The organism is Microbacterium paraoxydans (assembly GCF_018224615.1).
Lineage (GTDB): Bacteria > Actinomycetota > Actinomycetes > Actinomycetales > Microbacteriaceae > Microbacterium > Microbacterium paraoxydans_B.
The window spans coordinates 835,649-859,628 of record NZ_JAGTUK010000001.1; the positions used below are offsets into that span (position 1 = coordinate 835,649).

The following is a 23,980-nucleotide window of genomic DNA, read 5'->3' on the forward strand; positions in this document are numbered from 1 at the left end:
ATGGCCGACAAGCTCAAGGTGATGACGGTGGTCGGTACCCGCCCCGAGATCATCCGTCTCTCCGCCACGATCAAGCTGCTCGACGAGCACACCGACCAGGTGCTGGTGCACACGGGGCAGAACTACGACTACGAGCTCAACGAGGTGTTCTTCGAAGACCTCGGCCTACGCCGCCCCGATCACTTCCTGGAGGCCGACACGTCGTCGCTCGGCGCCGCGCTGGGGTCCATCCTCACCAAGACCGAGGAGGTGCTGCGCGCCGAGCAGCCCGACGCGTTCGTCGTGCTGGGCGACACCAACAGCTGCATCTCGGCCGTGATCGCCAAGCGGCTCAAGGTGCCCGTGTTCCACATGGAGGCGGGCAACCGTTCCTTCGACGAGAACGTGCCGGAGGAGACCAACCGCCGCCTGGTCGACCACGTCGCCGACTACAACCTCGTCTACACCGAGCATGCCCGGCGCAACCTGCTCGCGGAGGGACTCCACCCCTCGCGGATACTGCTCACCGGCTCGCCCATGCGCGAGGTGCTGGAGCAGAACCGCGCGCAGATCGACGCGAGCGACGCCGTGTCCCGCGCGGGACTCGAGCCGGGAGAGTACTTCCTGGTGAGCCTGCACCGCGAGGAGAACGTCGACAACCCGGAACGCCTGCGTGCCGCCGTCGACGCCCTGCACGCGCTGAGCGCCGAGTACGAACTGCCCGTCCTGGTCTCCACTCACCCCCGCACGCGCAAGCGCTTGGAGGCACTGGGCATCGCGGAGAGCGACGACGTGCGCTTCCACCCGCCGTTCGGGTTCCACGACTACGTCAAGCTGCAGCAGGAAGCGAAGCTCGTGCTGTCCGACAGCGGCACGATCAGCGAGGAGTCGAGTCTGCTCGGGTTCCCGGCGGTCACGCTGCGCGACTTCATCGAGCGCCCGGAAGCGGTCGACACCGGTGCCATCGTCACCGCGGGCATCGAGCCCGAGCGCGTGCTCGCCGCGGTGCGCCTGGTGCTGGGCAGGTCCCGGCGCCCGGAGACACCCGCCGACTACCGCATCGACGACACGGCACAGCGCGTCGTGAGCTTCATCCACGGCACGGTGGCGTCGCACCGACGACGCCTCGGACTGCTGAACACCGACGCCTGAGGCATACGCGTCAGGCGACCGGCGGGCCCTCGGGACGCGGTCGCCGCGACAGGTGGTAGTAGCTCGCCCACCACACCACGGCGTTGAGTGCGGCGATCGCCGCCATCGACCACGTCGCGCCCGGGATGCCCCACACCTGCGCGCAGGCGAGCACCACGAACGGCCGGGGGATGCCCACGGCGAGGCGCAGCGTGAGGCTGCGACCGCCCGCGAAGGCCACGCGGTGACCGGAGTTCGCGACCGCGCCGATCAGCGCGAACACGGCCTCCAGGCTCAGCGGCAGCAGGGCGAGGCTCGCGAGCTGCCACGTGTCGCCGAGCAGCTGCTCGCCCCACGCGTCCGGAAGGAACTGCAGCGCGATCAGGAACGGTGCGAGCACGGCGACCTGCAGCAGGGCGACCCGCAGTGCCGCCCTGATCTGCCGCCCTTGCACGTCGTCGCGCCGGGACAGGAACGGCAGCAGCAGTGAGCGCACCGTGGTCGCGATCAGGTTCAGCGGACCGAGGAGCGTGCCGGCACCGCGCACGGCGCCCAGCACTCGCCCGTCGGAGACGAGCCCGAGCAGGCCCGTGGTGAACAGTGCTCCGCCCGAGCCGACCGCGTAGTCGAGGGCGAACAGGCCGCTCACCCTGGTGTCGTCGCGGTGACGGGACCAGCGGGGGAGCACCGGCGTGCGGGCGACCGCCATCAGCACGTAGCCCGCCAGCGCTCCGCTCGCAGCCCAGGTGAGGTACACGACCCGTGCGTCCAGGTGCCCCGCGATCGACAGCGCCGCGGCGGCGATCGTAAGCACCGACCACGCGGTCGTGGCGACCATGGCCCGACCGGCGGCTCCCGCGGCGGAGTCGAACGTGCGCAGGAAGTCGAACACGATCAGGCCGTGGAACGCGATGCCCAGCACGACCAGGAAGTCGTTCGCCGTCGCCAGGCCCCAGACCACCACGACCGCGGCGCCGGCGAGCGCCACGAGGGAGGCGCGCCGGAAGCTGCGGTCGAACGTGTCGCGGTCACCGGGCCGGGAGAGCGCGGAGTCGGTCAGGGCGGAGCGGATGAGCCCCGACCCGAACAGGTACGCGACCATCGCGAGGGAGAACGCCGCGAACACCGCGACCGACGACGCCCGCGCGACCGTGATCGACAGAGCGAGGCTCGCCAGGCTCACCATCCCGTTGCCGCCGACCGCGAAGATCACGCGGCGGCTGCCCGAGAACCCGGGGATCAGACGCGCGGCCACGGTGCCTAGCCGTCGCGCAGGGCGGTCAACGCGTCCTGCAGGGCCGTGCACACCTCGCCGACGGCCGCATCGTCGAGTCGCGGGAAGGTCGGCAGGCTGATGCCCTCGCGCGAGATCGCCGCGCCGACCGGGGTCTGCGTGCGCTGGGCCTCCGGCACGAACGGCATGTCCTGCACGAGCGGGAATACGGGGCGCGACTCGATCCCCCGCGCAGCGAGGGCCGCGATCACGGCGTCGCGCTCGGCGGCGGAGCGGCCCACCAGGCGCACGGAGTAGATCCACGGGGTCGGCGAGGCGCCGGGCGCGGTGTCCTGCGCACGCACGCGCTCATCGCCCCCGAGCAGGTGCTCGTACTGCTCGACCACGCGGCGCCGCTGCGCGATCAGCTCGGGCGCGCGCTCGAGCTGCGCGGTGAGGATGGCCGCAGCGACGTTGGTCATGCGGTAGTTGTAGCCCACCATGTCGTGGAAGTAGCGACGGGTCGGGTGATTGCCCTGGTTGCGCAGCTGGAGCACGGCCGCGTGCAGGTCGGCGTGGGGGGTCGTGACCGCGCCACCCTCGCCGCTCGTGATGACCTTGTTGCCGAAGAACGAGAACGTGCTGATGTCGGCCAGCGACCCTGCCGCCCGTCCGCCCAGCGTGGCGCCCAACGACTCGGCCGCGTCGGCGATGAGCACGAGGTCGTGTGCGTCGGCGATCCGGCGCAGGGCGTCGTAGTCGGCGGTCTGCCCGTAGAGGTCGACCGCGAGGATCGCCCTGGTGCGGGGAGTGATCGCCCGCTCCACCGCGGCGGGATCGATGCACCACGTCCCGTCGAGCACATCCACGACCACGGGGGTGGCCTGCACGTAGTACACGGCGTTGAGCGTGGCCACGTAGGTGAGCCCGGGGATCACGACCTCGTCGCCCTGACCGATCCCGGCCGCGAGCAGCGCCAGGTGCAGCGCCGTCGTTCCGTTGTTGCACACCGCCGCGTGGGGGGCGCCCGTGAGCGCCGTCAGCAGCTCCTCCGCGCGTTCGACGTACGCGCCGCGGGACGAGATCCATCCGCTGTCGAACGCATCCAGCAGGTACCGGCGCTCGAGCTCGCCGAGGTCGGGTTCCGAGACCGGGATCATGCGTGGTCGCCTCTCATCAGGTGCTGCGGCTTGTCCCCGCGTCCGCCCGCCCAGGCGAACACCTGGTCGTACTCCTCGGCCATCTGCTGCCAGGTGCGGTCGCGCAGCTCCGCGCCGAGCGGGCGAAGCCGGTCGACGAATGCCGCGTGGTCGCCGGTGGCCGTCCGGATCGCCGCGACCAGCTCGTCGGGTGCGTCGGGGTCGAACGTGGGAGCGGGGAGCCCGAGCGTGTCGAGCTGCGCGGTGATCGGGGGGATCCGGCTGGCCACGAACGGCAGGCCACGCACGATCGCCTCGAACACCGGGCCGCTCGCGGCCTCCCACCGCGTCGGCATCACGAGCAGGTCGGCCGCCGCGTACTCGGCCTCCAGCCGCTCGGCGTCGACGAAGCCCAGCCACTCGATGCGGTCGGCCACGCCCAGCTCGGCGGCGAGAGCGCGGAGGTGCTCGCCCTGCTTGCCGTCTTCCGCGCCGGTGAACACGGCGGTCGCACCGGGCAGCTGCGGCAGCGCCCTCACGAGGACCTCATGGTTCTTGTGCGGCGTGACGAACCCGGGCAGCAGCAGGCGGAGGGTGCCGTCCTCGGGCAGGGTGCGGTCGGTCCAGGGGCCGGTGTTGAGCACGGGCAGCGGGATGAGGAAGGTCTTGTCCGCCGCGGCGGGGAACCGCTCGACCAGGCTGCCGTAGGGGTGCGCCCAGCTGCAGATCACGGCCGCCGCGCCCTCGACGTTGCGCGCGATGATCTCCTGGTCCATCGGCGAGGCCAGACCGGGCTCGAACACGCGCAGGTCGTGCACCGTCACCACGGAGCGCCCGCCGCCCAGGGGGACGCGGTGGAACGGCTGCCACACCACGCCGTCGCCGAGCGCGTCCGTCGTGGAGCGCGCCCGTACGGCGCGCACGCGACCGATCAGCAATTGCGCGATCTTCGACGACCGCGGGACGAGCCGGCGCAGAGCCTGCTGCCACCGGCTGGTCGCGCTCAGCGCCACGGTCACGGGGACGATGGCCGAGGTCAGCGCGGGAAGGCGCTCAGCCCAGGCATCGGCGGCCTCGGCGTTCACGAGGCAGCGGAACGGGACCCCGGCCGCGGCGAGGCCCTCGGCGACCCCCGCCGCCACCACGCCGACTCCGCCCGAGCTCGGGCTGACGGAGGTGAAGTCGAGGGTGAGCTCCGGCACGCTCAGATGTCCACCCGGACGTGCTTGCCGGCCTTCTCGTCGCGCACCTGCTGCAGGTCGTCGTCGACCATGCGCTGCACGAGTCCGGCGAACGTCGTGGTCGGCTTCCAGCCCAGCTGCCGCTCGGCCTTCGAGTAGTCGCCGATCAGGGCGTCGACCTCGGAGGGGCGCTCGTAGCGGGGGTCGGTGCTGACGTAGTCCTCCCAGTTGAGGTTGACGTGGTCGAACGCCGCCTGCACGAACTCGCGCACCGTGTGCGCCTCACCCGTGGCGACCACATAGTCGTCGGGCGTGTCCTGCTGCAGCATGAGCCACATCGCCTCGACGTACTCGGGTGCGTAGCCCCAGTCGCGCACGGCGTCGAGGTTGCCCAGCACCAGGCGGTCCTGCACGCCCTCGACGATGCGGGCGACCGCACGAGTGATCTTGCGCGTCACGAAGGTCTCGCCGCGACGGGGGCTCTCGTGGTTGAACAGGATCCCGTTCGAGGCGTGCAGGCCGTATGCCTCGCGGTAGTTCACGGTGGCCCAGTAGCTGAACACCTTCGCCACGCCGTACGGGCTGCGCGGGTGGAACGGGGTCTCCTCGTTCTGCGGCGGCGGAGTGGAACCGAACATCTCGGACGACGACGCCTGATAGAAGCGCGAGTCGACGCCGCTCGCGCGGATGGCCTCCAGCAGGCGGATCGTGGAGACACCGGTCACGTCGGCGGTGTACTCGGGGATCTCGAACGACACCGCCACGTGGCTCTGCGCGCCGAGGTTGTAGATCTCGTCGGGCTGCACGTCGCGGATGAGGTTGGTCAGCGAGCCGGAGTCGGACAGGTCGGCGTAGTGGAGGATGAGGTCGGACGGCCGGTGGCCCTCGGTCCTGGCGACCTCCTCCAGCCGGGAGGTGTTGAAGGAGGAGGAGCGGCGCTTGGTGCCGTGGACCTCGTATCCCTTGCTGAGCAGGAGTTCGACGAGGTAGCTGCCGTCCTGTCCGGTGGTGCCTGTTACGAGCGCCTTCTTCATCTCTGCCCTTTGTGCGTGCTAGCTGCGATTTGTCTGCCGGCGGTTCCGGATCGTGACTATCCTAGGGCGTCGGGGGATTCGTCCGTTCTGCCCGCCGGCGGCCGGACGGCTGCCGGCTTCACCGCGTCCCTCTCCCGGATCCGAACCGCACGAAGGGCGAGCTGGCTTCTCGATGGACACACTCTCCGGCGCGCGGGAGTCGCACACCTCCCCGTCGCTGGGCGTGGACGCCGGTGACGATGCGACCACGCCTCCGCCCGCCGAGCGTGCACCACGGTTCCAGCGTCTGTTCCGCGCGTTCCCGATCTCGGTCGCTCTCGCCCTGCCCTACGTGGTGCTGATCCTGCCGCAGGCCGTGTGGAATGACAACGAGCACCTCGGGTTCATCGTCGGCGTGTTCGCGATCGCGCTCGCCGCCACGCTCTTCGTCGAGCTGCTGATCGCCATCGCCCGCTCGTCGCGCATCGAGAGGCAGCGCGAGCGTGGGCAGCTCCGGCTCGACACCACGCTCGCCCGGCTCAACGAGTACGGCCCCGCGCTGCGGCGCGCGGCCTACATCGTGACCGCGGTCGGCGTGGCGGTCGGGGTGCTGTCCGCGGCGGCCGGCATCGGGTCCATCCAGTCGCAGATCGGGCTCGTCGCCGTCTCGGCCCCGCTCGCGATGGCCTCCGCGCTGGTCGGCGGGTGGCCCACGATCGGTGTCGCGCTGCTGATCGCGGCCCGGCTCGCGGGACAGCTCTCGGTGCGGGCCTTCTGGATCTGGATCGCCGCCGTCGTCGTCGGGCAGGCGATCGAGGCCTACCTGACGGCGCTCACGGCCTCCCTCATGGCGTTCACGACCAGCCTCATGATGATGCTGCTGCTGTTCGGCGTGATCCGCATCCGCTATGCCGTGATCGCGCTGCTGGTGGTGCTGGTCGCATGGCCCCTCGCGTTCGAGATCCGCAACGAGCTGCGTCAGTCCACGGGTGTCGCCGTCAGCACCCAGGTCGGTGCGTTCGATCGCCTGCGGTTCGACGAGCAGATCGCACGCGCGACCGAAGTGACGGAGGTGCCGCTCGAGCTCGGCCAGCCGGGGCCCATCGAGATGCTGCGCTACGGTCTGGTGCCGCGGGTGCTCGACCCCGACCGACCGACGATCTCGACCGGTATCCGGATCAACATGTACCTGGGCGGCAGCGCCACCTCGACGTACTCGTTCCTGCCCGTCACGACCACGTACGTGCTGGGCGGCCCGGTGTATCTGCTGCTCTGGTATGCGTTCTGGGCGCTGATCGGCGCCGTGGTGCTGCGGGGCGGCCGCGATCTCACCGTGCTGCGCATCGTCCTGATGGGGTTGATCTTCAGCGGTCCGCTCGGATGGTTCTCGACGTTCCCCGACCGCACGATCGGCGTGCTGCAGTTCTTCGTGTCGTTCCTGCCCGTGATGCTGTTCCTGCTGCTGGAGAAGACCGCGGTCAAGCGCCGCGCGGCCCGGCGCGAGGCGAAGGCAGCGGAGGAGCGGCCATGACGCCGCCGACGCGCGTGGCGGTGTTCGCGCCGTACTACCCTCCCGCGTTCCGCGGCGGGGGACCGGTCCGGTCGATCGCCGCGCTCGTCGACAGCGCCCCGGAGGGCTTCGCCCCGCTCGTGCTCACCGCCGACCGCGACCTGGGCGAGACGGAGCGGCTGCCCGTGCCCGCCGGCCGGTGGACCCGCCGCGACGGTGCCGAGGTGTACTACGCCGCGCTCGGCTCCCCCCTCGGCTACGTGCGTGCCCTGCGTGCCGTACGCCGCCGGCGGCCCGCGCTCATCCACCTCAACAGCTTCATGAACCCGCGCCTCTCGATCGCACCGCTCCTGCTGTGGCGGCTGGGTTTCTGGGGGCGCGCGCGGGTGCTGCTGGCGCCGCGGGGCGAGTTCGGCGACGGCGCGCTCTCGCGGCGCGCGCTGAAGAAGCGCGTGTACCTGCGCCTGTTCCGCCTGCTCGGCCTGCCGCGGCGCGTGGTGTGGCACTCCACCGCGCCGCACGAGACCGCGGACATCCGCCGCCTGTGGGGAGAAGGCGCCGTCATCGTCGAACGCGAGAACGACACGCTGCTGCCCGCGACGGCCCTGACCCCCGAGCCCGTGGACGGGCCGCTGCGGGCGGTGTTCCTCGGCCGCATCGTCGAGCACAAGGGGCTGCACCTCGCGCTGGAGGCCCTCGCATCGGTCACCGCTCCGGTGCACCTCGGTGTGTACGGCTCACGCGAGGACGCGGCCTACTTCCGGCGCTGCGAAGAGCTCGTGCGGCGTCTCCCCGCGCACGTCACGGTGACCTTCCACGGTCCGGTCTCGCCGGAGAATGTGGTCTCCACGCTCGCGCCGCACGAACTGCTGGTCATGCCAACGGCGGGAGAGAACTTCGGCCACGTGATCGCGGAGGCGCTGTCGGCGTCGTGCGTGGTGGCCGTCTCCCCGCACACCCCGTGGACCGAGGTGCTGTCGGAGGGCGGGGGCGTGGTGGTGGCACGCGAGGTGGGCGCGTGGGCTCACGCGCTGCAGGAGCAGGCGTCGGCGGCCCCCGAGGATCGGCTGCGCCAGCGCCGGGCGGCCGGGGAGACCTACGAGCGGTGGCGCGCCAGGCCCAGGCCGCCGCACGTGTGGGTGTCGGCGCTCGACGTCGAGCTGCGCTGACCGGTGCAGCGAGCGCCGACTCAGAGCCGGTGCACGCTCGCGCTGCCCAGACGGTTGCGGGTGTCGAACACGGTCACGTCGCCCGCCTCCGCGTGGCGCTCGAGCAGCGCGAAGTCGAAACGGTCGTGGTCGGTCACCAGGATCACCAGGTCGGCCTCGGCGATGGTCTCCGCGGTGAGTTCGCGCCGCTCGGCCGTCTGCGGCCACCGCGCCTCCACCACGTGCGGGTCGGCCGCCAGGACGGTCGCGCCGAAGTCGGCGAGCAGGTCGATGATGCGCAGGGCCGGAGACTCGCGGCTGTCGCCCGAGTTCTTCTTGTACGCCACCCCCGCCAGCAGCACCGTGGAGCCGTTCAGCGCCTTGCGGTCGGCGTTGAGCAGCTCGATCACGCGCTGCACCACGTACGCCGGCATGTTCTCGTTCACGTCGTTCGCGAGCTCGACGAAGCGGAAGCTCTTGCCGAGTGTGCGCCGCACCTGCCACGACAGGTAGCTGGGGTCGACCGGCAGGCAGTGTCCGCCGACGCCGGGGCCCGGGGTGAACTTCATGAAGCCGAAGGGCTTGGTGGCCGCGGCGTCGATCGACTCCCACACGTTCACGTCGAGTTCGTCCGCGAAGACCGCGAGCTCGTTGACGAGGGCGATGTTGACGTGGCGGAACGTGTTCTCCAGCAGCTTCGTGAGCTCGGCCTCCTTCGGCGTGGACACCGGTACGGTGCGCTCGACCAGTGAGGAGTAGAAGGCGTCCACGTGCGCGAGAGAGCCGGCGTCGATGCCGGAGACCACCTTGGGCGTGTTCACGAAGTTCCAGCGCGGGTTGCCCGGGTCGATGCGCTCGGGGCTGTAGCCCACGAAGAAGTCGGTGCCGGCGGTCAGGCCGGAGCCCTTCTCCAGCAGGGGCACCATGAGCTCCTCCGTGGTGCCCGGGTACGTGGTGGACTCGAGCACCACGGTCGCGCCCTGCGTGACGAACGGCGCCAGCGACGCGGCGGCCGATTCGATGAAGGACAGGTCGGGCAGCGTCTCCTTGAGCGGCGTCGGCACCGTGATGACCGCGACCCCGAAGTCGCGCGCTGTGCCGTAGTCGGCACTCGCGCGATAGCGTCCCGAGTCGAGCGCCGCGCGCACGGTCTGGTCGGAGATGTCCTCCACGAACGACCGGCCGTCGCTGAGCGCCTCGATGCGCACGCGGTCGAGATCGAGTCCGACCACCTCATAGCCGACCTCCACGGCGCGCATCGCGAGCGGCAGCCCGACGTACCCCTGTCCGATGACGACGACGGGGCGGGAACGGTCGAGCATGGAGGACTCCATTCGGTGGGGCGACGCGGGCGCGCCGAGACGAACCTAGTCTGTCATGCGGCATTCCGGCCTCTTCGGAGGTCGAGACACGACGTCGCCGGCGGCCGACGGGCACCCGCTTCTGCGGTTGAATGAACCCGATGAACACTGCCCACGAACGACCGGCGTCACCGCGGCGCCGGGTCCTCGACGTCGCGGGGGCGGTGATCGCGATCGAGGCCGATCGCGGGGACGCGGCCCGCATGGCGGCGTTCGCGCGCGGATGGGCGGACGCGGGTGCGCCGGAGAACGCTGCCGTCGACCGCACGCTCTTCGTCGCCGAACACCTCACGACGCAGGACCCGGGACTGCGCGCAGCCGTGTTCGACGCCGCGCGAGAGGTGCTCGCCGACCGCGACGTGTGGGCACCGGAGGCGGCGCTCCTGGTCGACGGCGACCGTGCGGTGCTCGTGCTCGGGGGCGCCGCAGACGCCTTCTCGCCTGGAGCCAGGCACGGGGACCACGTGAGTCTCGGCCGCACGCTCGTGGCGGTCGATCCGCTGGGTACGGTGCGTCCCTGCGCGGCACCCGTCCCGACGCCGGACGGCATCGCCGCACCCTCCGAGATCGCGGGGGTGCCCGAGGCCCCGGCCCGGTTGCGCCTCGCGGGCATCCTGGTGCCGGGGGAGCAGGCGACGCCGGTCGCGCTCGAAACGGCGCTGCCGATCCTCGCGGAGGCGGCCGCGCCGTTCCCCGCGGCGCGCGACCCGTTGCGCTCGCTCGCGCGGCTGATCGAGCGCGTGGGTGTCGTGAGTGTGCGCTCGCCGGAGGAGGAGCACGTGCGCATCGCCGCGCGGAGAGACGCGTCGCCGCGACCCGGACACCGGGAGCCTCCCGCCGCGGAACCGCTGCCGGGTGGACCCGGCGAGGACAGGCTCCACCGGTCCGGCGTGACCGACGCGCTCGTGACGGAGGGCGGGCATGTGATCGTGCTCATGGCGGAGGGCGGACGGTGTGCGGTGCTCGACACCGCGGAGTCCGCCGTCTGGACCGGGGTGCGCGGGGCCGTGCCGGAGCCGGAGATCTCGGCGGCACGGGCGCGGCTGCTCGAGCGCGGACTGCTGTCGACCGACGGGAGCTGGCGCATCGCGGACGACGTGGCCTGGGCCGACCACGGCGCATCGACCGTTGCGCTCGATCTCCGCACGCCGGGCGCCGCCCCTCTCGCCCTGCGCGACTCCGCGCAGTCGGTGTGGCACGTGCTGGTGCGGGGCCGCACCGTCCGACGGCAGTCGCTGCTGGCGGAGCTCTCGGCGCAGTACGGCGTGGAGCCGGAGGTCGTGGCGGACGACGTCGACGCGCTGCTGGCCTCGCTCGAACGGGCGCGACTGGTGGTGCGACCGTGAATCGGTGCCGACGGATGACCGGGGAGCGGGGGAGGAGCCGATGACCGTGGAACGACAGGCCGCGGCGGCAGGATCCAGCGCGCTGCCGATCGACGCCGCTGGTCGGCTCGCCCACGCCCTGGTCGCGCACACTGCAGCGTCCGCGGGGGTGCGGGCCCTGTCGCTCAAAGGCCCCTATGCCGCCGAGTACGGGCTGCGCGACCGCCGGCCGTCCGCCGACGCCGACGTGCTCGTCGACCCCGCCGCCCTGCCCGCGTTGCGCGACCACCTGGAGCGGCGCGGCTGGCACACCCGCGCCGGTCGTGTGCCCCCGACCTTCATCGACCTGCACTCGGTGACGCTGATCCACGACGACTGGCCGTGCGACCTCGACCTGCACCGCTTCTTCCCCGGCTTCCTCGCCGCGCCCGAGGTCGTGTTCGAGCTGCTGTGGCAGGGGCGGGAGGTGCACCGCGACGGCGGGGGCGCCGTGCTCACGCCGTCGCGCGCGGGGATGGCGGCCGTGGTGGCGCTGCACGCCGCCCGCGACCCGCACGTCGCCAAGAACCGCCGCGACGCGGAGTCCGTGCGCCGGGCGCTCGCGACAGGCTTCACGACGGCCGAGGTGCGCGAGTTCTGCGACATCGTGCGCGGCGGCCGCGCCCAGTGGGTCCTGCGCGAGCTGATCGCGGAGCTGGGCCTGCCGCTCACCGCAGACGACGCCACCGCCGACGAGAAGGCGCTGTGGCTGAAGAACCAGCAGCCCGCGCCCGCGAAGGCCGCGTCGCTGTGGATCAGGGAGGTCGCCGACGCCCCGCTGCGCGACAAGCCCCGCGTCGTGCTGCACGCGCTGTGGGTGCCGCGGGACGACATCCCCCGCAACGACCCGCACCGCCGTCCGAGCCGTCGCGAGGCCCTGGCGTTCCAGCGGCGACGGTGGGCTCGCGGCTTCCGGTCCCTGCTGGGCTATCTGCGTCGTCGCTGAACCGCGGCCGGTCGGGGCGGCCACCGGCGTTCTCCCGGGGAACTGCGCTTGAATAGGTCGCGATGTCTTCCTCCGCTCCCACCCGTGCCCAGCTGCGTGCCGAGGCGCGTCGCGAACCTCCGCGTCGTGCCCCGTGGCGTCGCATCGTCTGGATCACCCTCGGCGTCGTCGCTCTCGTGCTCGTGGCCGCCGCGGTGGTCGGCGGCATCGCGGTGTCGAAGGCCCTGACCGTGCGGGACGCGCTGACTCGTGCGATCCCGGTCGCCAGCGGCTTGCCGGCGAAGATCGTCGCCGGCGACACGGAGGGCGCGACTGCCGACGCCGCCGCGTTGCAGAAGTCCGCGGCCGCCGCCGTCGCTCAGACGCAGGACGGCGTGTGGACGGTCGCGGAGTGGATCCCGTTCCTCGGCCCGAACCTCGTCGCGATCCGCACCGCGGCGGAGGGCGTGGACGACCTGGCCGATTTCGGGGTCTCGGCCGTCCCCACGCTCGACCTCGCCGCCTTCCGCCCCGTCGGCGGCGCCGTGGATTTGGCCGCCGTGCACAGCCTGGAGAAGGTGGTGTCGAGCGGTGCCGCGGTGTTCTCCGCCGTCAACAAGAGCATCGACGACACGGATCGCTCGTTCCTCCTGCCGCAGGTGACCGGGGCGCTGGGCACGCTCGACGACGCGGTCTCCCGCGTGGACGACACGCTCGGCACCCTCGCTCCGATCCTGCGCGTGCTGCCCGCGGCCCTGGGCGAGGGCACCCCGCGCACGTACCTGCTCATGTTCCAGGGCAACTCCGAGCTGCGCGCGTCGGGAGGCAACCCGGCGGCGCTGGCGCTGGTGACCGCGACCGACGGCCGCATCGAGCTGACGACCCAGGCCACGAGCGTGCAGTTCGACAACGCGCGCCCGGAGAGCATCACCCCGCTCGACCCCGAGACGCAGAGCCTGTACTCCGACATCATCGGCCGCTGGATCCCGAACATGACCGCGACGCCGGACTTCCCGACCACGGTCGAGATCATGCGCGCGTGGTGGGCCGACGAGGGACTCCCGCCGTTCGACGACGTGATCTCGACCGACCCGGTGGCGCTGAGCTACATGCTCAAGGCCACGGGGCCGATCCCGCTGGCGACGGGGGAGACCCTCACGAGCGACAACGCCGTGGCGCTGCTGCTGAACGAGGTGTACTTCTCCTACGGCGAGTACGTCCCGGGGAAGGTGCTCGACGCGTCGGCCCAGGACGAGTTCTTCGCCGCGGCCGCCGCGCAGATCTTCTCGGCCCTGACCACCGGCATCCAGAGCCCTCTCGGCTTCCTCGACGCGCTGAGCCAGGCCTCGGACGAGGGGCGCATGAAGGTGTGGTCGTCGAACCCCGACATCGAGGCGATGCTCACGGGAAGCAAGCTCGCCGGGACGCTCCCCGCCTCGAACGACGACCAGACGGTCGCCGGTGTGTACTTCAACGACACCACGGGCGCGAAGACCGACTACTACGCCGACGCGAGCGTCGTCTCGTCGAGCGACCAGTGCACCGCGACGGGGGCGCCGACGTTCCGCCAGACCATCACGTTCGCCAACAACATCACGCCGGAGCAAGCCGACGCCCTTCCGTACTTCATCACCGGGCCGCACTTCGAGCCCGGCTACATCGCCACGGACGTGGTGGTGTACGCCCCCGTCGGTGCCACGATCACGGGCTGGGGCGTGGAGGGCGCGGAGAGCTACGAACTGGTCTCCGAGGGCACGCACCTGGGCCGGACGGCGGTGCGCATCAACGTGATCACGCCGCCGCAGACCGCTGCCGTGATCACGGTCGACATGAAGGGCGCCGACGGCACGACCGGCGCCGACTACGGGCCGTACGACGTGTGGACCACGCCCATGGTGCGTCAGACTCCGGTCACGCTTGAGACTCCCGGCTGCGGCTGACCCCCGGCGCTCGCGTCAGGGACCGCCCCAGCGGCTGAACGGCCACACGATGGCCCCCGCCTGCCCCACGACCTCATCGCGCGTCATCCACCGGGCGCAGTCGTCACCCTCGGTCCTGCCGCGGCACGGGTAGACGGAGTCCGCCGAGTTCGCCCGGTTGTCGCCCAGCACGAGGTACGAGCCCTCCGGCACGGTCAGCGCGGGGAAGCAGCGCGTCGAGGCAGGGGTCGTGTCGCAGTCGAGCTCGCCCGCGGTGAAGGGCAGGTCGTGCGTCACGTAGGGCTCGTCGAGCGGTTCGCCGTCTACCAGCACCGCGCCGTCGGCGTCGCAGCACTCGACGGTCTGCCCCGGGCCGGCGATCACCCGCTTCACCAGCACATAGGGGCGGAGCCCGGTGGCTTCGCCCGCCGCGTCTAGGGCGTCGCGCAGGGGGTTTCCGGTCGGCGCGGGGCGCTCCCATCCGCCCCCGGGGCGGAACACCACGATGTCGCCCGGCTGGGGGTCCGCGGCGACATAGGCGAGGCGGTTCACGATCAGGCGGTCGCCCGGCTCGAGCGTCGGCGCCATCGAGTTCGACGACGGCTGCCCCACGAATGCCACGATCAGCAGCGCGAGCACGAGGGCGAGCGCGATGTGCACCCACACGCTCACGCGCAGCCGGCGTCGTGGCGGGGACGGCTCGGTCGTCGTCATGCTCTCTCCGGTCGCGCGGTCGGTGGTGCACCCAATAGTGTCAGGGAATGCGAGGAGGAACCGAGGCCGAGGCCGTGTCCACCGGAGTGTCGCGGAGTGTGCGCGCGACCGACCGGCAGCTGATCCCCGACGTCCTGCGCGGCATCGCGATCGTGGCGATGCTGGTCGCCCACGCGGCCGTCTTCCTGCCGGCGAAGCCGCTGGCGGTCACGTTCGTGAGCTCGATGCTGAACGAGCTGGCGTCTCCGCTGTTCGCGCTGGTCATGGGCATGTCCGCGCAGCTGCTGTGGACCAGGGGCCCGCGCGTGCCGCTCACGCTGCTGCAGCAGGTGGTGCGCGGACTGTTCCTGATCGCGCTCGGGGTGTGGATGTCGACGTGGGGCTCGTGGGTGGCGATCATCCTGGGTCACCTCGGCGTGCTCCTCATCGTGGGCGCGCCGCTGCTGCTCGCCCGCACGCCCTGGGTGATCGCGATCGCCGCGACGCTGTTGCTGCTCAGCGACCCGCTGGTGCGCCTGACCCGCGGGTGGCTGTGGGCGTACACGGCGCCGAGCCCGCTGCACGAACTGCTGGAGTGGGTCGCGCTGAGCCCGTCGTACCGGCTGCTGAACCTGCTGCCGTTCTTCCTGGCCGGTGCGCTGCTGATCCGGCACGGCCTGCGGCGGGACGGGCTGCTGTGGGCGCTCGCGGGCGTCGCGGTCGTGGCCTACCTGTCGTGGGGCGTCGCGGCGGTGACCGAGTTCGGCGGGACGGACTCCGGGCTCCTGTTCGACACCCTCCGCGACGTGGGGCTCGTGGCGGCCACGTACGTCGTGGTGGTGCTCGCGGCCACGGCGCGCGGTGGGGCCGGTCGTTTCTGGAACGCGGTGTTCGTTCCCCTCGTGGCGTGCGGACAGGTCGCGCTGTCGCTCTACCTGCTGCATGTGGGCCTCATCGCGCTGTGGAACGGGGCGTACGGGCGGCCGGAGGAGAACGCCTGGCTCGGCTGGCTGGTGATCGTGCCCGGCATGATCCTGGTGGGCTGGCTGTGGTGGCGCTTCGTCGGCACGGGACCGGTCGAGTGGGCCATGGGCTGGGTGACGGGGCGACGCAAGCCGCTGCGTCGCGCGCGCTGACCCGGAGCACGCGCGAGGGGTGCGGCGTCGACACCGCACCCCTCGTGGCCGACCCGTCAGAGGAGCGTGATGCCCACGTTCGAGCTGGTCGTGTTGTTGCCGGTCACGTCGTCGCCGGCGACGGTGGCCGTCATGGTCTGCTGCGGACCGCCGAGCAGGCCGGTGAGGACGCTCAGGTTCAGCAGCGAATCCAGCGTCGTGCCCAGGTTGATCACGATGTTGCCGCCCGCCGGGATCGACGGGAGCGTGAGGGTGTAGTTGCCGTCCGAGCCGCCCACCGTCACACCGGCGACCGGGCCGATGTTCAGCGTCAGCAGCGACGGCGTGTACTGGATGGTGGTGGTGGCGCCGGCGGGGGAGGCGGCCGGGCCGTTGTTGGTGATCGTGAGCGTGTTGACCGTGTTGATGCTCGCGACCGACAGGGGCGGCACGCCGAGCGTCAGGGTGACCGGACCGCTGAACGCGGGCACCAGGTCGCTGTCGGTGATGGATGCGGCGGCCAGCGGCGTCGCGACGGCGGCCGCGATGACGGGGACCGACCAGGCCGCGCCCTTGACGACCGTGCGGCGCGAGATGCCCGTGTTCTTCTGGATTTCCTCGGTCACGTGAGTGTCCTCCCTCGTAGATGCAGATGCGGTTTCCCGCGGTGTCGCGAAGCGGCGACACGTTGTCTGCATCCCCCAGGAGCCCCTTCGTGGACCTCAAGCTAGGGCGGCGGAGGACGGCGTTTCGGGGCTTCTCACGAAACACGCGCAGGGTGCGCCGAACCTGCGCGGAGTGTGCGCTGGGCGGCGCGCGAGGACGACGCGGCGGGGCGCGGAAAACACAGGTCGACGGCACGCCGAGGTGCGCGAAGCCCCCGGGACGGGCGCGGTCAGCCGCGCCGGAAACGGTTGCGCACGCTATGCGCGGCGGGCGGAGCGCAGGGCGCGCGGGGTCGCGGAGTACGACTCGTCGAGCGCGCGGCGCAGGCTCATGGGCGACTGGAAGCCGGCGCGCTGCGCGATCTGATCGATGCTCAGCACGTCGTAGCGGCTGTCCATCAGCAGCGAGTGGGCCAGGCGGGCGCGCTGCCGCCGGATCTCGCCCGCGACGCTGTTGCGCACCTCGGAGAACACCAGCTGCAGCTGCCGCAGCGACGACTGCACCTCGCGGGCGACGCGCGCCGGGTTGAGCGACGGATCACCGCACTGCTGCGCGATCACCGCGATGGCCCGCTCACGCAGCACCTCGTGCGGCGTGCCCTGCCCGGTCACGCCGCCCACGCGGTCGAGCACGAGGGCGCCGCTCATCTCCATCACCAGCTGTTCGATGGCGTACTGCTCGATTGCGGACGCATGGGCATCGGTGTCGAGGAGACCGGCGATGAATCGCTGCAGGGAGGCATCCAGGAGTCTCCGCTCCGGGTAGACGCTCACGCCCGGCGGGAGCGAGGGCACGAACGACGCGATGGCGGAGCGCGGCACGAGCGCGGCCACGCAGCGCCACGCGCCCGCCGCCCGCAGCCGCCGCGTGATGCCGTGCGGGGCGATCACGAGGCCGCCCTCCGTCTCGACCCAGGGTTCGCCGTCGGCGCGCGACCACAGGGCGTGCGCCTCCACGAAGGCGAACACCGAGTGATCGGGGTAGGCATCGAGCGTGTCGATGCTGAGCTCCGAGGTGGCGCCGCCCAGTCCGAGCAGGAGCACCCCGCCCGACGACCGCACGCGGGAGCGGAGTCCTGGCCGGTCGCCGACCCTCCGGATCCCATGCTGGGAGAGCTCGTGGTCGTCGATCGAGTGGGCGGCCTTGGTGTTCACGAGGTCCTCCTCAGAGGGTCATGTTCCGCGGGGGGATCGCGGCGGAGGATCGCTCCGCCCCGATCGCTCGAGGGTCTGGGCGGCACCGCCGGTGGACGACACTGCCCGATTGAACAAGTATTCAGTGCAGCGCGCGGAAGTACAGGTTTTGGTCAGAGAATTCCGACGCCGACGGGAACGACGACGGTCGCGGTGGCGGACGCGGCGATGCCGCGGACGTCCGACGAGGGCGGATCGGCGAGCGGTGCGGCGCCGGCCGGCGCGCGCCGTGGCCCGCGCAGGAAGGCCCGTCGTGAGGGGCGGGGCGGGGGATGGTCGTCGTCGATCATGGGGCTCTCTCCCGTGGGTGCAGAAGCGTTCCGTGCTGTCGCCGAGAGGCGACACGAACCGTCTGCATCCCCCAGGAGCCCCTCGTGGAAGAGACGGTAGGGGCGGCGGCGTGCGCACGGGTGCGGCGCCGGGGAAAAGCGCGCTCTGCGCGTTTTATCTGCGCGGAGTGTGCGTTCCGGGCGCGGTGGCCGAAAACGCCGGGGGTCGCGATGGCGCGCCGCGGAGGGGGCTCGGCCCGCGGATAGGCTGGCGCCATGTCCGACCGCATCCGGGTCGCCGCGATCGGCGCCGTCATCGACATCGACGCCTCGAGCAGGGGCCAGGGGTTCGCCGGTCGGGTGCGTGCCGCGTGGGCGGATGCACTGACCCCGCACGACGCCCCGCAGCGCGCGGTCGTGCGCGCCAGGGAGCACGGCGACGACGACGCCGCCCTCGCCGCCCTGTCCAGCGACGTCACGCTCGCCGCGCTGGCCCTGCGTCGCGGCGATGCGCTGTGGATGATGCACGCGGCCGGGCTCGCCGACGCCGACGGCAGGGTCGTCGTGCTGAGCGCGCCATCGGGAACCGGCAAGACCACGGCCGCGCGCCGGCTCTCCCGCCGCTACGCCTATGTGAGTGACGAGACGGTCGGGGTCGCGGCGGACGGGACGGTCGTGGCGTATCGGAAGCCGCTGTCGGTGATCGAGGCCGCGAGTCCCCACAAGGTGCAGGTGGCGCCGTCGTCGCTGCACCCCGGGGCACCGCTCGCCGGGGCGCTGAGGGTGGCGGCGGTCGTGGTGCTCGATCGGCGTCCGGACGGGCCGGACTCACCCGTGGTGGAGCGCCTCGATCTCGCGCAGGCCCTCGAGCTCCTCGCGCCGCAGACGAGCTACCTGAGTGACGCCCCTCACCCGCTGCACCTGATCCGGGACGTGCTCGACCGGGTCGGAGGGGCGGTGCGGGTGCGCTACCGGGAGGCGGAGACCCTCGACGGGGTGGTGGCCGCGCTGCTGGACGGAGCGGAGACGGGCGCGGTCCCGCATCGTGCCGCTGCGTCGCCCGTGCCAGACGCGCGGGAGGGGGCGCCGGGAACCCTCGTGCGCACTCCCGTTGTCGATGCCCTCGACCTGGGGGACGGGCGGCTGGCTCTGCTGCGCCGTGCAGCGGACGGCAGCAGCGTGCACGTCCTCGACGGCATCGGCCCGGCCGTGTGGCGTGCCGCCGACGGCCGACCGCTCGACGCCGTCACCGCGGATGTCGTGGCGGCACACGGCCGACCGGACGGCGCCGACGCGGCGGTGCTGGTCGCTGCGGCCGCGGAGGCACTGCGCGCGGACGGCCTGCTGCGTCGCGTCGCTCAGACCTGAGCGGTCCCGCGGCGGCGCACGCCCGGAGCCTGTTCGCTCTCCGCCGGAGCATCGTCCTCGGCGTACCGCTCGTACGATCCGTAATACTCGCGGCCGTAGTAGGCCGACTCGGCACCCTTGCGGGGGACGCGGTTCAGCACGACGCCGAGCACGCGGCCCGTGGTGCGGGTGATGTTGGCGATCGCGCGCTGCAGCATGTCGAACGTGGTCTTGCCCGACGACACCACGATCAGCACGCCGTCCGCGCCCGCGGCGAGCACGGCGGCGTCGGTCACGGGCAGCACGGGCGGGGAGTCGAGGATCACGATGGCGGACGAGCTGATCTCGGCCAGGAAGTCGCGCATGCGCTGCGAGCCGAGCAGCTCGCTCGGGTTCGGCGGGATGCGCCCGGCACCGACCACAGCCAGCGGCACCTCGCGCGAGGGGCGGTGCGCCACGTCCTGCAGCTCGGCTCGCCCGGCCAGCACGTCGGTCAGCCCGACATCGCGGGACATGCCGAAGATGTCGGCGATCACGGGACGCCGCAGGTCGCAGTCGATCAGGATTGCCCATTGCCCGGCCGCCGCGAGGCTCGACGCGAGATTGACCGACACGGTCGACTTGCCGTCGCCGGGCACCGAGCTGGTCACGACGATCACGCGCGGCGGGTTGTCGACGTCGATGAACTGCAGGTTCGTGCGCAGCTCGCGCATCGACTCGATCGTGTGGTGAGAGACACCGTGCTGCGATTCGAGCGAGAAGTCGATCACCTGCCGCTCGGCCGACATCGACTTCTCCAGCGGAAGAGTCCCGATGACGGAGACGCCGGTCTCGCGCTCGATGTCGCGCGGGTGACGCACCCGGCGGTCGACCGTGTGCCGCACGAACGCGTAGACGAGGCCGAGCGCGAGGCCGGCGAGTGCGCCGATGAGCACCGCGATCCGGGTGTTGGGGGAGGAGGGTTCGGTGGGCAGCCGTGCGGAGTCGCCGACGACGAGCGAGATCGCGGCGGGGGTCGACGCCGTGCCGCCCTCGAGCTTCTCGATCTCGATCGCCATGCCGTCGAGCCACGCCTGCGCCAGTGCCTGCGCCTCCTCCGGCGTCGGTCCCTTCGCGGTGACCTGCAGCGCGGTGGTGTCGAGCGGGTTGGTGACGGTCACGCGGTTCACCAGCACGTCGGGCGACGTGTCGAGCCCGAGCTCGTCGATCGCGTGCTCGGCGACCGCGCGCCACGATCCGATGTTCAGGTACGACTTCACCCTGCTCTGCGCGAGCTGGTTGCCCACCAGGGCGGAGCCGCTCGACCCGTCGCCGCCCGCGGCCGTGACGATGCCGGTCGTGTCGGCGGAGTAGACGCGCGGCTGCAGCGCCGTCCATCCGAACGCCGCGGCGGCACCGACCAGGGTGGCCACCACGATCACGATCCAGTGCGCGCGCACGATGCGCACGTAGTCTCTCAGTTCCACGCTTTCCACCCCTCGCGCATCCCTCGGGGAGCCCGGGATGCCTGCATGAAGATGAGCATACGGGGATCGTCCGCGCGGACGCGTGCGTCTCAGCCGATGGCGTCGCGCACGATCCGCTCGACCTCGGCCAGTGCCGGGGTGAGCTGCGACGCCGACAGCGCGTAGGTCTCGTGCGAGCGGCGGTAGGGGTCGATCACGTCGTCGTCTTCCGGCAGCGAGGGGGTGAGCCCCCGCTGGTCGTTGACCGCGCGCAGGACCGCGGCGAACCGTGCGGCCGGGTCATCGCCGGCGGCGTCGGCGGCCGCGCGGGCGTCGGCACTGCTCAGCGTGGACGCGAGCCGGGCGAACTCGCGCACGGTGAACGTGCGCCGCAGCACGCTCGGCATCATCTTCACGGCGTGGGAGCGGTGCTCGCGCGCCATGGTCAGCACCAGGTCGGCGTCGCCGAGGATCGGCTCCACGAGGTAGCGCGCCCGGTGCGCCGTCGCGACCGTGGCCTCGACGCCCGCGTTCGCGGCGAGTTCGAGGGCCGGCTCCGGCATGCCGTGACCGACGAGAGCGTGCGTGCCGGCGCTGTGCACGCGTACGCCGAGCGGCTCGAGCGAGCGACGGAGCATGACCTCGGCCAGGGGCGAGCGGCAGATGTTGCCGGTGCACACCGTGAGGATCGTGAGACGCGGTGCGGCCTCGCCCTTCGGGTCGTCCCCGTCGGGCCGGAGCAGCGCGTCGAGGGGGCCGGGGGCGGAGGGTTCGCGGGGCGAGGTCGAGGTCTCGGGGGTGCCGGAGGGCGTCGTCGCCCGGAGTTCGCGCCATTCCTTGCGGCTCATGCCGGCAGGGGGTCCGTCGGGGTGGGGCGTGGTCACGACACCAGCCTACGGCGGGCCGCCGCCGGACGATCGCCCGCCACGAGCCAGACCATCACGAGTGCCAGCACCGCGCCGATCAGCGTGCCGGAGGTGTTGGCGATCACGTCGCTGAGGGTCGGCACGCGCGAGGGCATGAGGCCCTGGACGCCCTCGATGACGACGCTCATCAGGCCGCCGGTCAGCACGACCTGCCACAGCCGCAGGCGCGGCAGCGCGAACGACAGCAGCAGGCCCACCGGCACGAACAGCGCGACGTTGGCGAGCACCTCCAGCACCACGGCGCTGCGCTCGTAGGAGGCGATGCCCGCGTCCGCGACCCAGGTCGCCATGACGCCCACGAGCCCCGTGACCTTCGCCGAGACCGAGGCGGGGAGCCACACCGTGAAGCCGACGAACAGCAGGTAGCCGACGAGGGCGATGCGTGCCGTCACCGCGCCCGCGCGTGAGGGGGCCAGGGCGGTGGAGGTCATGCGGTCATGCTAGCGACGGAGGGTGTGCGCGGCTCTCAGGTTCGGGCGCCGCTGTGCTGCTCGATGTAGCGCAGCAGCACGCCCTCCCGCAGCGCCCACGGCGACACCTCCAGCTCGTCCACCTCGAGCGCCGTCATGGCGGCGTGCAGGGCGACCGCCGCCGCCACGATCTGGAACGTGCGGTCGGGCGTGATGCCGGGCAGCTCCTGCCGTGCCGAGGCGGGAAGGCGGGCGAGACGGGGGATCCAGGAGCCGAGTGCGGCGCGCGGCAGCAGCATGCGGTCGCTGCCCGACCACCCCGGCGCCGGATACCCCACCAGACGGGCGAGCGAGCGGATGGCCTTGGACGAGCCGACGACGTGGTCGGGGCGGGGGAGAGCCCGAAATCGCGGGAGCACCGGGGCGAGGGTCTCCTCGGCGTGCGCGCGCAACCGCTCCACGTCGGCCTCGCCGGGCGGGTCAGCGGGAAGGAACTGCACGGTCATGCGTCCGGCGCCCAGCGGGACGGAGGCCGCGGCGTCGGGCAGCTCCTCTGCGCCGGCGGCGATCTCGAGCGACCCGCCCCCGATGTCGAGCAGGAGCAGCTGTCCGGCCGACCACCCGAACCAGCGCCGGACCGCGAGGAACGTCAGCTCGGCCTCGGTCTCGCCGTCGAGCACCTGCAGCGGCTGCCCGAGCGCGGCCTCGATGCGGGAGATCACCTCGGCGCCGTTGCGGGCGTCCCGCACCGCACTGGTCGCCGTGGCGAGCAGTTCGTCCACGCGCTCGGCCTCCGCGACGCGGCGCGCCTGGGCGACCGCGGCCTCGAGGGCGACGACGCCCTCCTCCGAGATCGAGCCGTCGGGCGTGAGGTACCGCATGAGACGCAGGACCGTGCGGTCGCTCGTGGTCGCGAGGGGCCGACCGCCCGCGCGCACGTCGGCCGCGAGCATGTGGACGGTGTTGGATCCGATGTCGAGGACTCCCAGGCGCACGGGAAGAGACTACTCGCGCGCCGTTACGATGGACGACGTGACCCCCGCCGACCCCACGCTGCCGTTGTCGCCGTACCGGGAGATCGGCCGTGCCGAGTGGGCGCGTCTGGCTGCCGGGCTCGATCAGCCGCTGACCGAGACGGAGGTCGTGGAGCTGCGCGGCATCGGCGACCGGCTCGACCTCACCGAGGTGCGCGAGGTGTACCTGCCGCTGAGCCGGTTGCTGAGCCTGTACGCCTCGGCCACGAAGCAGCTCGGCGCCGCGACCTCGGCGTTCCTGCAGGAGGACGACACCACCACGCCGTTCGTGGTCGGGGTCGCCGGCTCGGTCGCGGTGGGCAAGTCGACGATCGCCCGCCTGCTGCGCGAGCTCATGAGCCGGTGGCCGGGCACGCCCCGCGTCGAGCTGGTCACGACGGACGGCTTCCTCTACCCCAACGCAGAGCTGGAACGCCGCGGGCTGATGGACCGCAAGGGCTTCCCGGAGTCGTACGACCGCCGTGCCCTGATCGAGTTCCTCACCGAGGTCAAGAGCGGCGCGCCCGAGGTGCGCGCTCCCTTCTACTCCCATATGCGCTACGACATCGTGCCGGACGCGCACGTGGTGGTGCGGCGTCCCGACGTCGTGATCGTGGAGGGGCTGAACGTGCTGCAGCCGCCGCCCGCTCCGAACGACGTGGCGGTGAGCGACCTGTTCGACTTCTCGATCTTCGTGGACGCCGACACCTCGCACATCGAGAAGTGGTACGTCGACCGCTTCCTGGCGCTGCGCCAGGGGGCGTTCAGCAACCCCTCGTCCTACTTCAACGTGTTCGCCCACCTCACCGACGAAGAGGCGATCACGACGGCGCTCGGGTACTGGAACGAGATCAACATGCCCAACCTCGTCGAGAACGTGATGCCCACGCGGCACCGCGCCCGGCTCGTGCTGCGCAAGGGGCCCGACCACGACGTGGAGAGCGTGCTGCTGCGCAAGCTCTGACGCGCGCGGGCGCCGCTCTATTGTTCGGACGACTCGCAAAAATCGCGTCTTACCCT

General features: G+C 72.1%; 22 protein-coding genes. 9 read left to right on the forward strand and 13 right to left on the reverse strand.

Annotated elements, in window-relative coordinates; all coding sequences use genetic code 11:
• Complete coding sequence (gene wecB / locus KE274_RS03965) at positions 1 to 1,131, forward strand: non-hydrolyzing UDP-N-acetylglucosamine 2-epimerase (protein ID WP_211541349.1); 1,131 nt, start codon at positions 1 to 3, stop codon at positions 1,129 to 1,131.
• 10 nt (positions 1,132 to 1,141) lie between these two features.
• Here wecB and KE274_RS03970 read toward each other — a convergent pair whose 3' ends face one another.
• From KE274_RS03970 to gmd, 4 genes are read right to left on the reverse strand one after another with little or no spacing between them, the layout of a single operon-like run.
• The gene (locus KE274_RS03970) at positions 1,142 to 2,365 is read right to left on the reverse strand and encodes a hypothetical protein (protein ID WP_211541350.1); all 1,224 of its coding nucleotides are present in this window, start codon (positions 2,363 to 2,365) and stop codon (positions 1,142 to 1,144) included.
• Positions 2,366 to 2,370: 5 nt separating this feature from the next.
• On the reverse strand, positions 2,371 to 3,483 hold the full coding sequence (locus KE274_RS03975) for a DegT/DnrJ/EryC1/StrS family aminotransferase (RefSeq protein WP_211541351.1): 1,113 nt from the start codon (positions 3,481 to 3,483) through the stop codon (positions 2,371 to 2,373).
• A complete protein-coding gene (locus KE274_RS16750; RefSeq protein WP_211541352.1) occupies positions 3,480 to 4,664 on the reverse strand; it encodes a glycosyltransferase in 1,185 nt (394 codons plus the stop codon). Before KE274_RS16750 ends, KE274_RS03975 begins: the two co-directional genes overlap by 4 nt.
• A gap of 2 nt (positions 4,665 to 4,666) precedes the next feature.
• Complete coding sequence (gene gmd, locus KE274_RS03985; RefSeq protein ID WP_211541353.1) at positions 4,667 to 5,677, reverse strand: GDP-mannose 4,6-dehydratase; 1,011 nt, start codon at positions 5,675 to 5,677, stop codon at positions 4,667 to 4,669.
• Between the two features lie 172 nt (positions 5,678 to 5,849).
• On the opposite strand from gmd, the gene KE274_RS03990 reads away from it, so the two are divergent.
• The gene (locus tag KE274_RS03990) at positions 5,850 to 7,187 is read left to right on the forward strand and encodes a hypothetical protein (protein ID WP_211541354.1); all 1,338 of its coding nucleotides are present in this window, start codon (positions 5,850 to 5,852) and stop codon (positions 7,185 to 7,187) included.
• Entirely contained in the window at positions 7,184 to 8,335 is a 1,152-nt protein-coding gene (locus KE274_RS03995) for a glycosyltransferase family 4 protein (RefSeq protein ID WP_211541355.1), read from the forward strand. The genes KE274_RS03990 and KE274_RS03995 overlap by 4 nt, the downstream gene beginning before the upstream one ends.
• Before the next feature lie 20 nt (positions 8,336 to 8,355).
• On the opposite strand, the gene KE274_RS04000 is transcribed toward KE274_RS03995, so the two are convergent.
• Positions 8,356 to 9,636: a nucleotide sugar dehydrogenase gene (locus KE274_RS04000; protein WP_211541356.1), complete on the reverse strand. Its 1,281-nt coding sequence runs from the start codon at positions 9,634 to 9,636 to the stop codon at positions 8,356 to 8,358.
• A gap of 140 nt (positions 9,637 to 9,776) precedes the next feature.
• Between KE274_RS04000 and KE274_RS04005 the strand changes: the two genes are divergently transcribed.
• From KE274_RS04005 to KE274_RS04015, 3 genes are all read left to right on the forward strand, one after another.
• Positions 9,777 to 11,021: a PqqD family protein gene (locus KE274_RS04005; protein WP_211541357.1), complete on the forward strand. Its 1,245-nt coding sequence runs from the start codon at positions 9,777 to 9,779 to the stop codon at positions 11,019 to 11,021.
• Between the two features lie 40 nt (positions 11,022 to 11,061).
• Positions 11,062 to 11,985: a nucleotidyltransferase family protein gene (locus tag KE274_RS04010; RefSeq protein WP_211541358.1), complete on the forward strand. Its 924-nt coding sequence runs from the start codon at positions 11,062 to 11,064 to the stop codon at positions 11,983 to 11,985.
• A 62-nt stretch (positions 11,986 to 12,047) separates the two neighbouring features.
• A complete protein-coding gene (locus KE274_RS04015) occupies positions 12,048 to 13,904 on the forward strand; it encodes a DUF4012 domain-containing protein (RefSeq protein WP_211541359.1) in 1,857 nt (618 codons plus the stop codon).
• A gap of 15 nt (positions 13,905 to 13,919) precedes the next feature.
• Here the strand turns inward: KE274_RS04015 and lepB are convergent, their stop codons facing one another.
• Entirely contained in the window at positions 13,920 to 14,597 is a 678-nt protein-coding gene (lepB, locus tag KE274_RS04020) for a signal peptidase I (RefSeq protein WP_211541360.1), read from the reverse strand.
• Between the two features lie 47 nt (positions 14,598 to 14,644).
• Between lepB and KE274_RS04025 the strand changes: the two genes are divergently transcribed.
• A complete protein-coding gene (locus KE274_RS04025) occupies positions 14,645 to 15,712 on the forward strand; it encodes a heparan-alpha-glucosaminide N-acetyltransferase domain-containing protein (RefSeq protein WP_211541361.1) in 1,068 nt (355 codons plus the stop codon).
• A 56-nt stretch (positions 15,713 to 15,768) separates the two neighbouring features.
• On the opposite strand, the gene KE274_RS04030 is transcribed toward KE274_RS04025, so the two are convergent.
• The 3 genes from KE274_RS04030 to KE274_RS04040 all read right to left on the reverse strand — a co-directional run bounded on the left by KE274_RS04030 (position 15,769) and on the right by KE274_RS04040 (position 17,840).
• Positions 15,769 to 16,317, reverse strand: a complete 549-nt coding sequence (locus KE274_RS04030; protein ID WP_211541721.1) for a hypothetical protein — start codon at positions 16,315 to 16,317, stop codon at positions 15,769 to 15,771.
• A gap of 297 nt (positions 16,318 to 16,614) precedes the next feature.
• The gene (locus KE274_RS16755; protein WP_211541362.1) at positions 16,615 to 17,511 is read right to left on the reverse strand and encodes an AraC family transcriptional regulator; all 897 of its coding nucleotides are present in this window, start codon (positions 17,509 to 17,511) and stop codon (positions 16,615 to 16,617) included.
• Between the two features lie 152 nt (positions 17,512 to 17,663).
• Positions 17,664 to 17,840, reverse strand: coding sequence for a hypothetical protein (locus KE274_RS04040; RefSeq protein WP_211541363.1), 177 nt, complete (start codon positions 17,838 to 17,840; stop codon positions 17,664 to 17,666).
• 255 nt (positions 17,841 to 18,095) lie between these two features.
• Between KE274_RS04040 and KE274_RS04045 the strand changes: the two genes are divergently transcribed.
• Positions 18,096 to 19,187 carry a hypothetical protein gene (locus tag KE274_RS04045; protein ID WP_211541364.1) on the forward strand — a complete coding sequence of 364 codons (1,092 nt, stop codon included), beginning with the start codon at positions 18,096 to 18,098 and terminating at the stop codon, positions 19,185 to 19,187.
• Here KE274_RS04045 and KE274_RS04050 read toward each other — a convergent pair.
• The 4 genes from KE274_RS04050 to KE274_RS04065 form a co-directional block, all read right to left on the reverse strand.
• The gene (locus KE274_RS04050; RefSeq protein ID WP_211541365.1) at positions 19,178 to 20,632 is read right to left on the reverse strand and encodes a polysaccharide biosynthesis tyrosine autokinase; all 1,455 of its coding nucleotides are present in this window, start codon (positions 20,630 to 20,632) and stop codon (positions 19,178 to 19,180) included. The two genes, KE274_RS04045 and KE274_RS04050, sit on opposite strands and share 10 nt — an antisense overlap.
• Positions 20,633 to 20,721: 89 nt before the next feature.
• A complete protein-coding gene (locus tag KE274_RS04055) occupies positions 20,722 to 21,495 on the reverse strand; it encodes an arsenate reductase/protein-tyrosine-phosphatase family protein (RefSeq protein ID WP_307872142.1) in 774 nt (257 codons plus the stop codon).
• Complete coding sequence (locus KE274_RS04060) at positions 21,492 to 21,968, reverse strand: VanZ family protein (protein ID WP_211541366.1); 477 nt, start codon at positions 21,966 to 21,968, stop codon at positions 21,492 to 21,494. The genes KE274_RS04055 and KE274_RS04060 overlap by 4 nt, the downstream gene beginning before the upstream one ends.
• Before the next feature lie 35 nt (positions 21,969 to 22,003).
• On the reverse strand, positions 22,004 to 22,942 hold the full coding sequence (locus KE274_RS04065; protein WP_211541367.1) for a Ppx/GppA phosphatase family protein: 939 nt from the start codon (positions 22,940 to 22,942) through the stop codon (positions 22,004 to 22,006).
• A 28-nt stretch (positions 22,943 to 22,970) separates the two neighbouring features.
• Between KE274_RS04065 and coaA the strand changes: the two genes are divergently transcribed.
• Positions 22,971 to 23,924, forward strand: a complete 954-nt coding sequence (coaA, locus tag KE274_RS04070) for a type I pantothenate kinase (protein WP_211541368.1) — start codon at positions 22,971 to 22,973, stop codon at positions 23,922 to 23,924.
• The last annotated feature ends 56 nt before the right edge of the window (positions 23,925 to 23,980 follow it).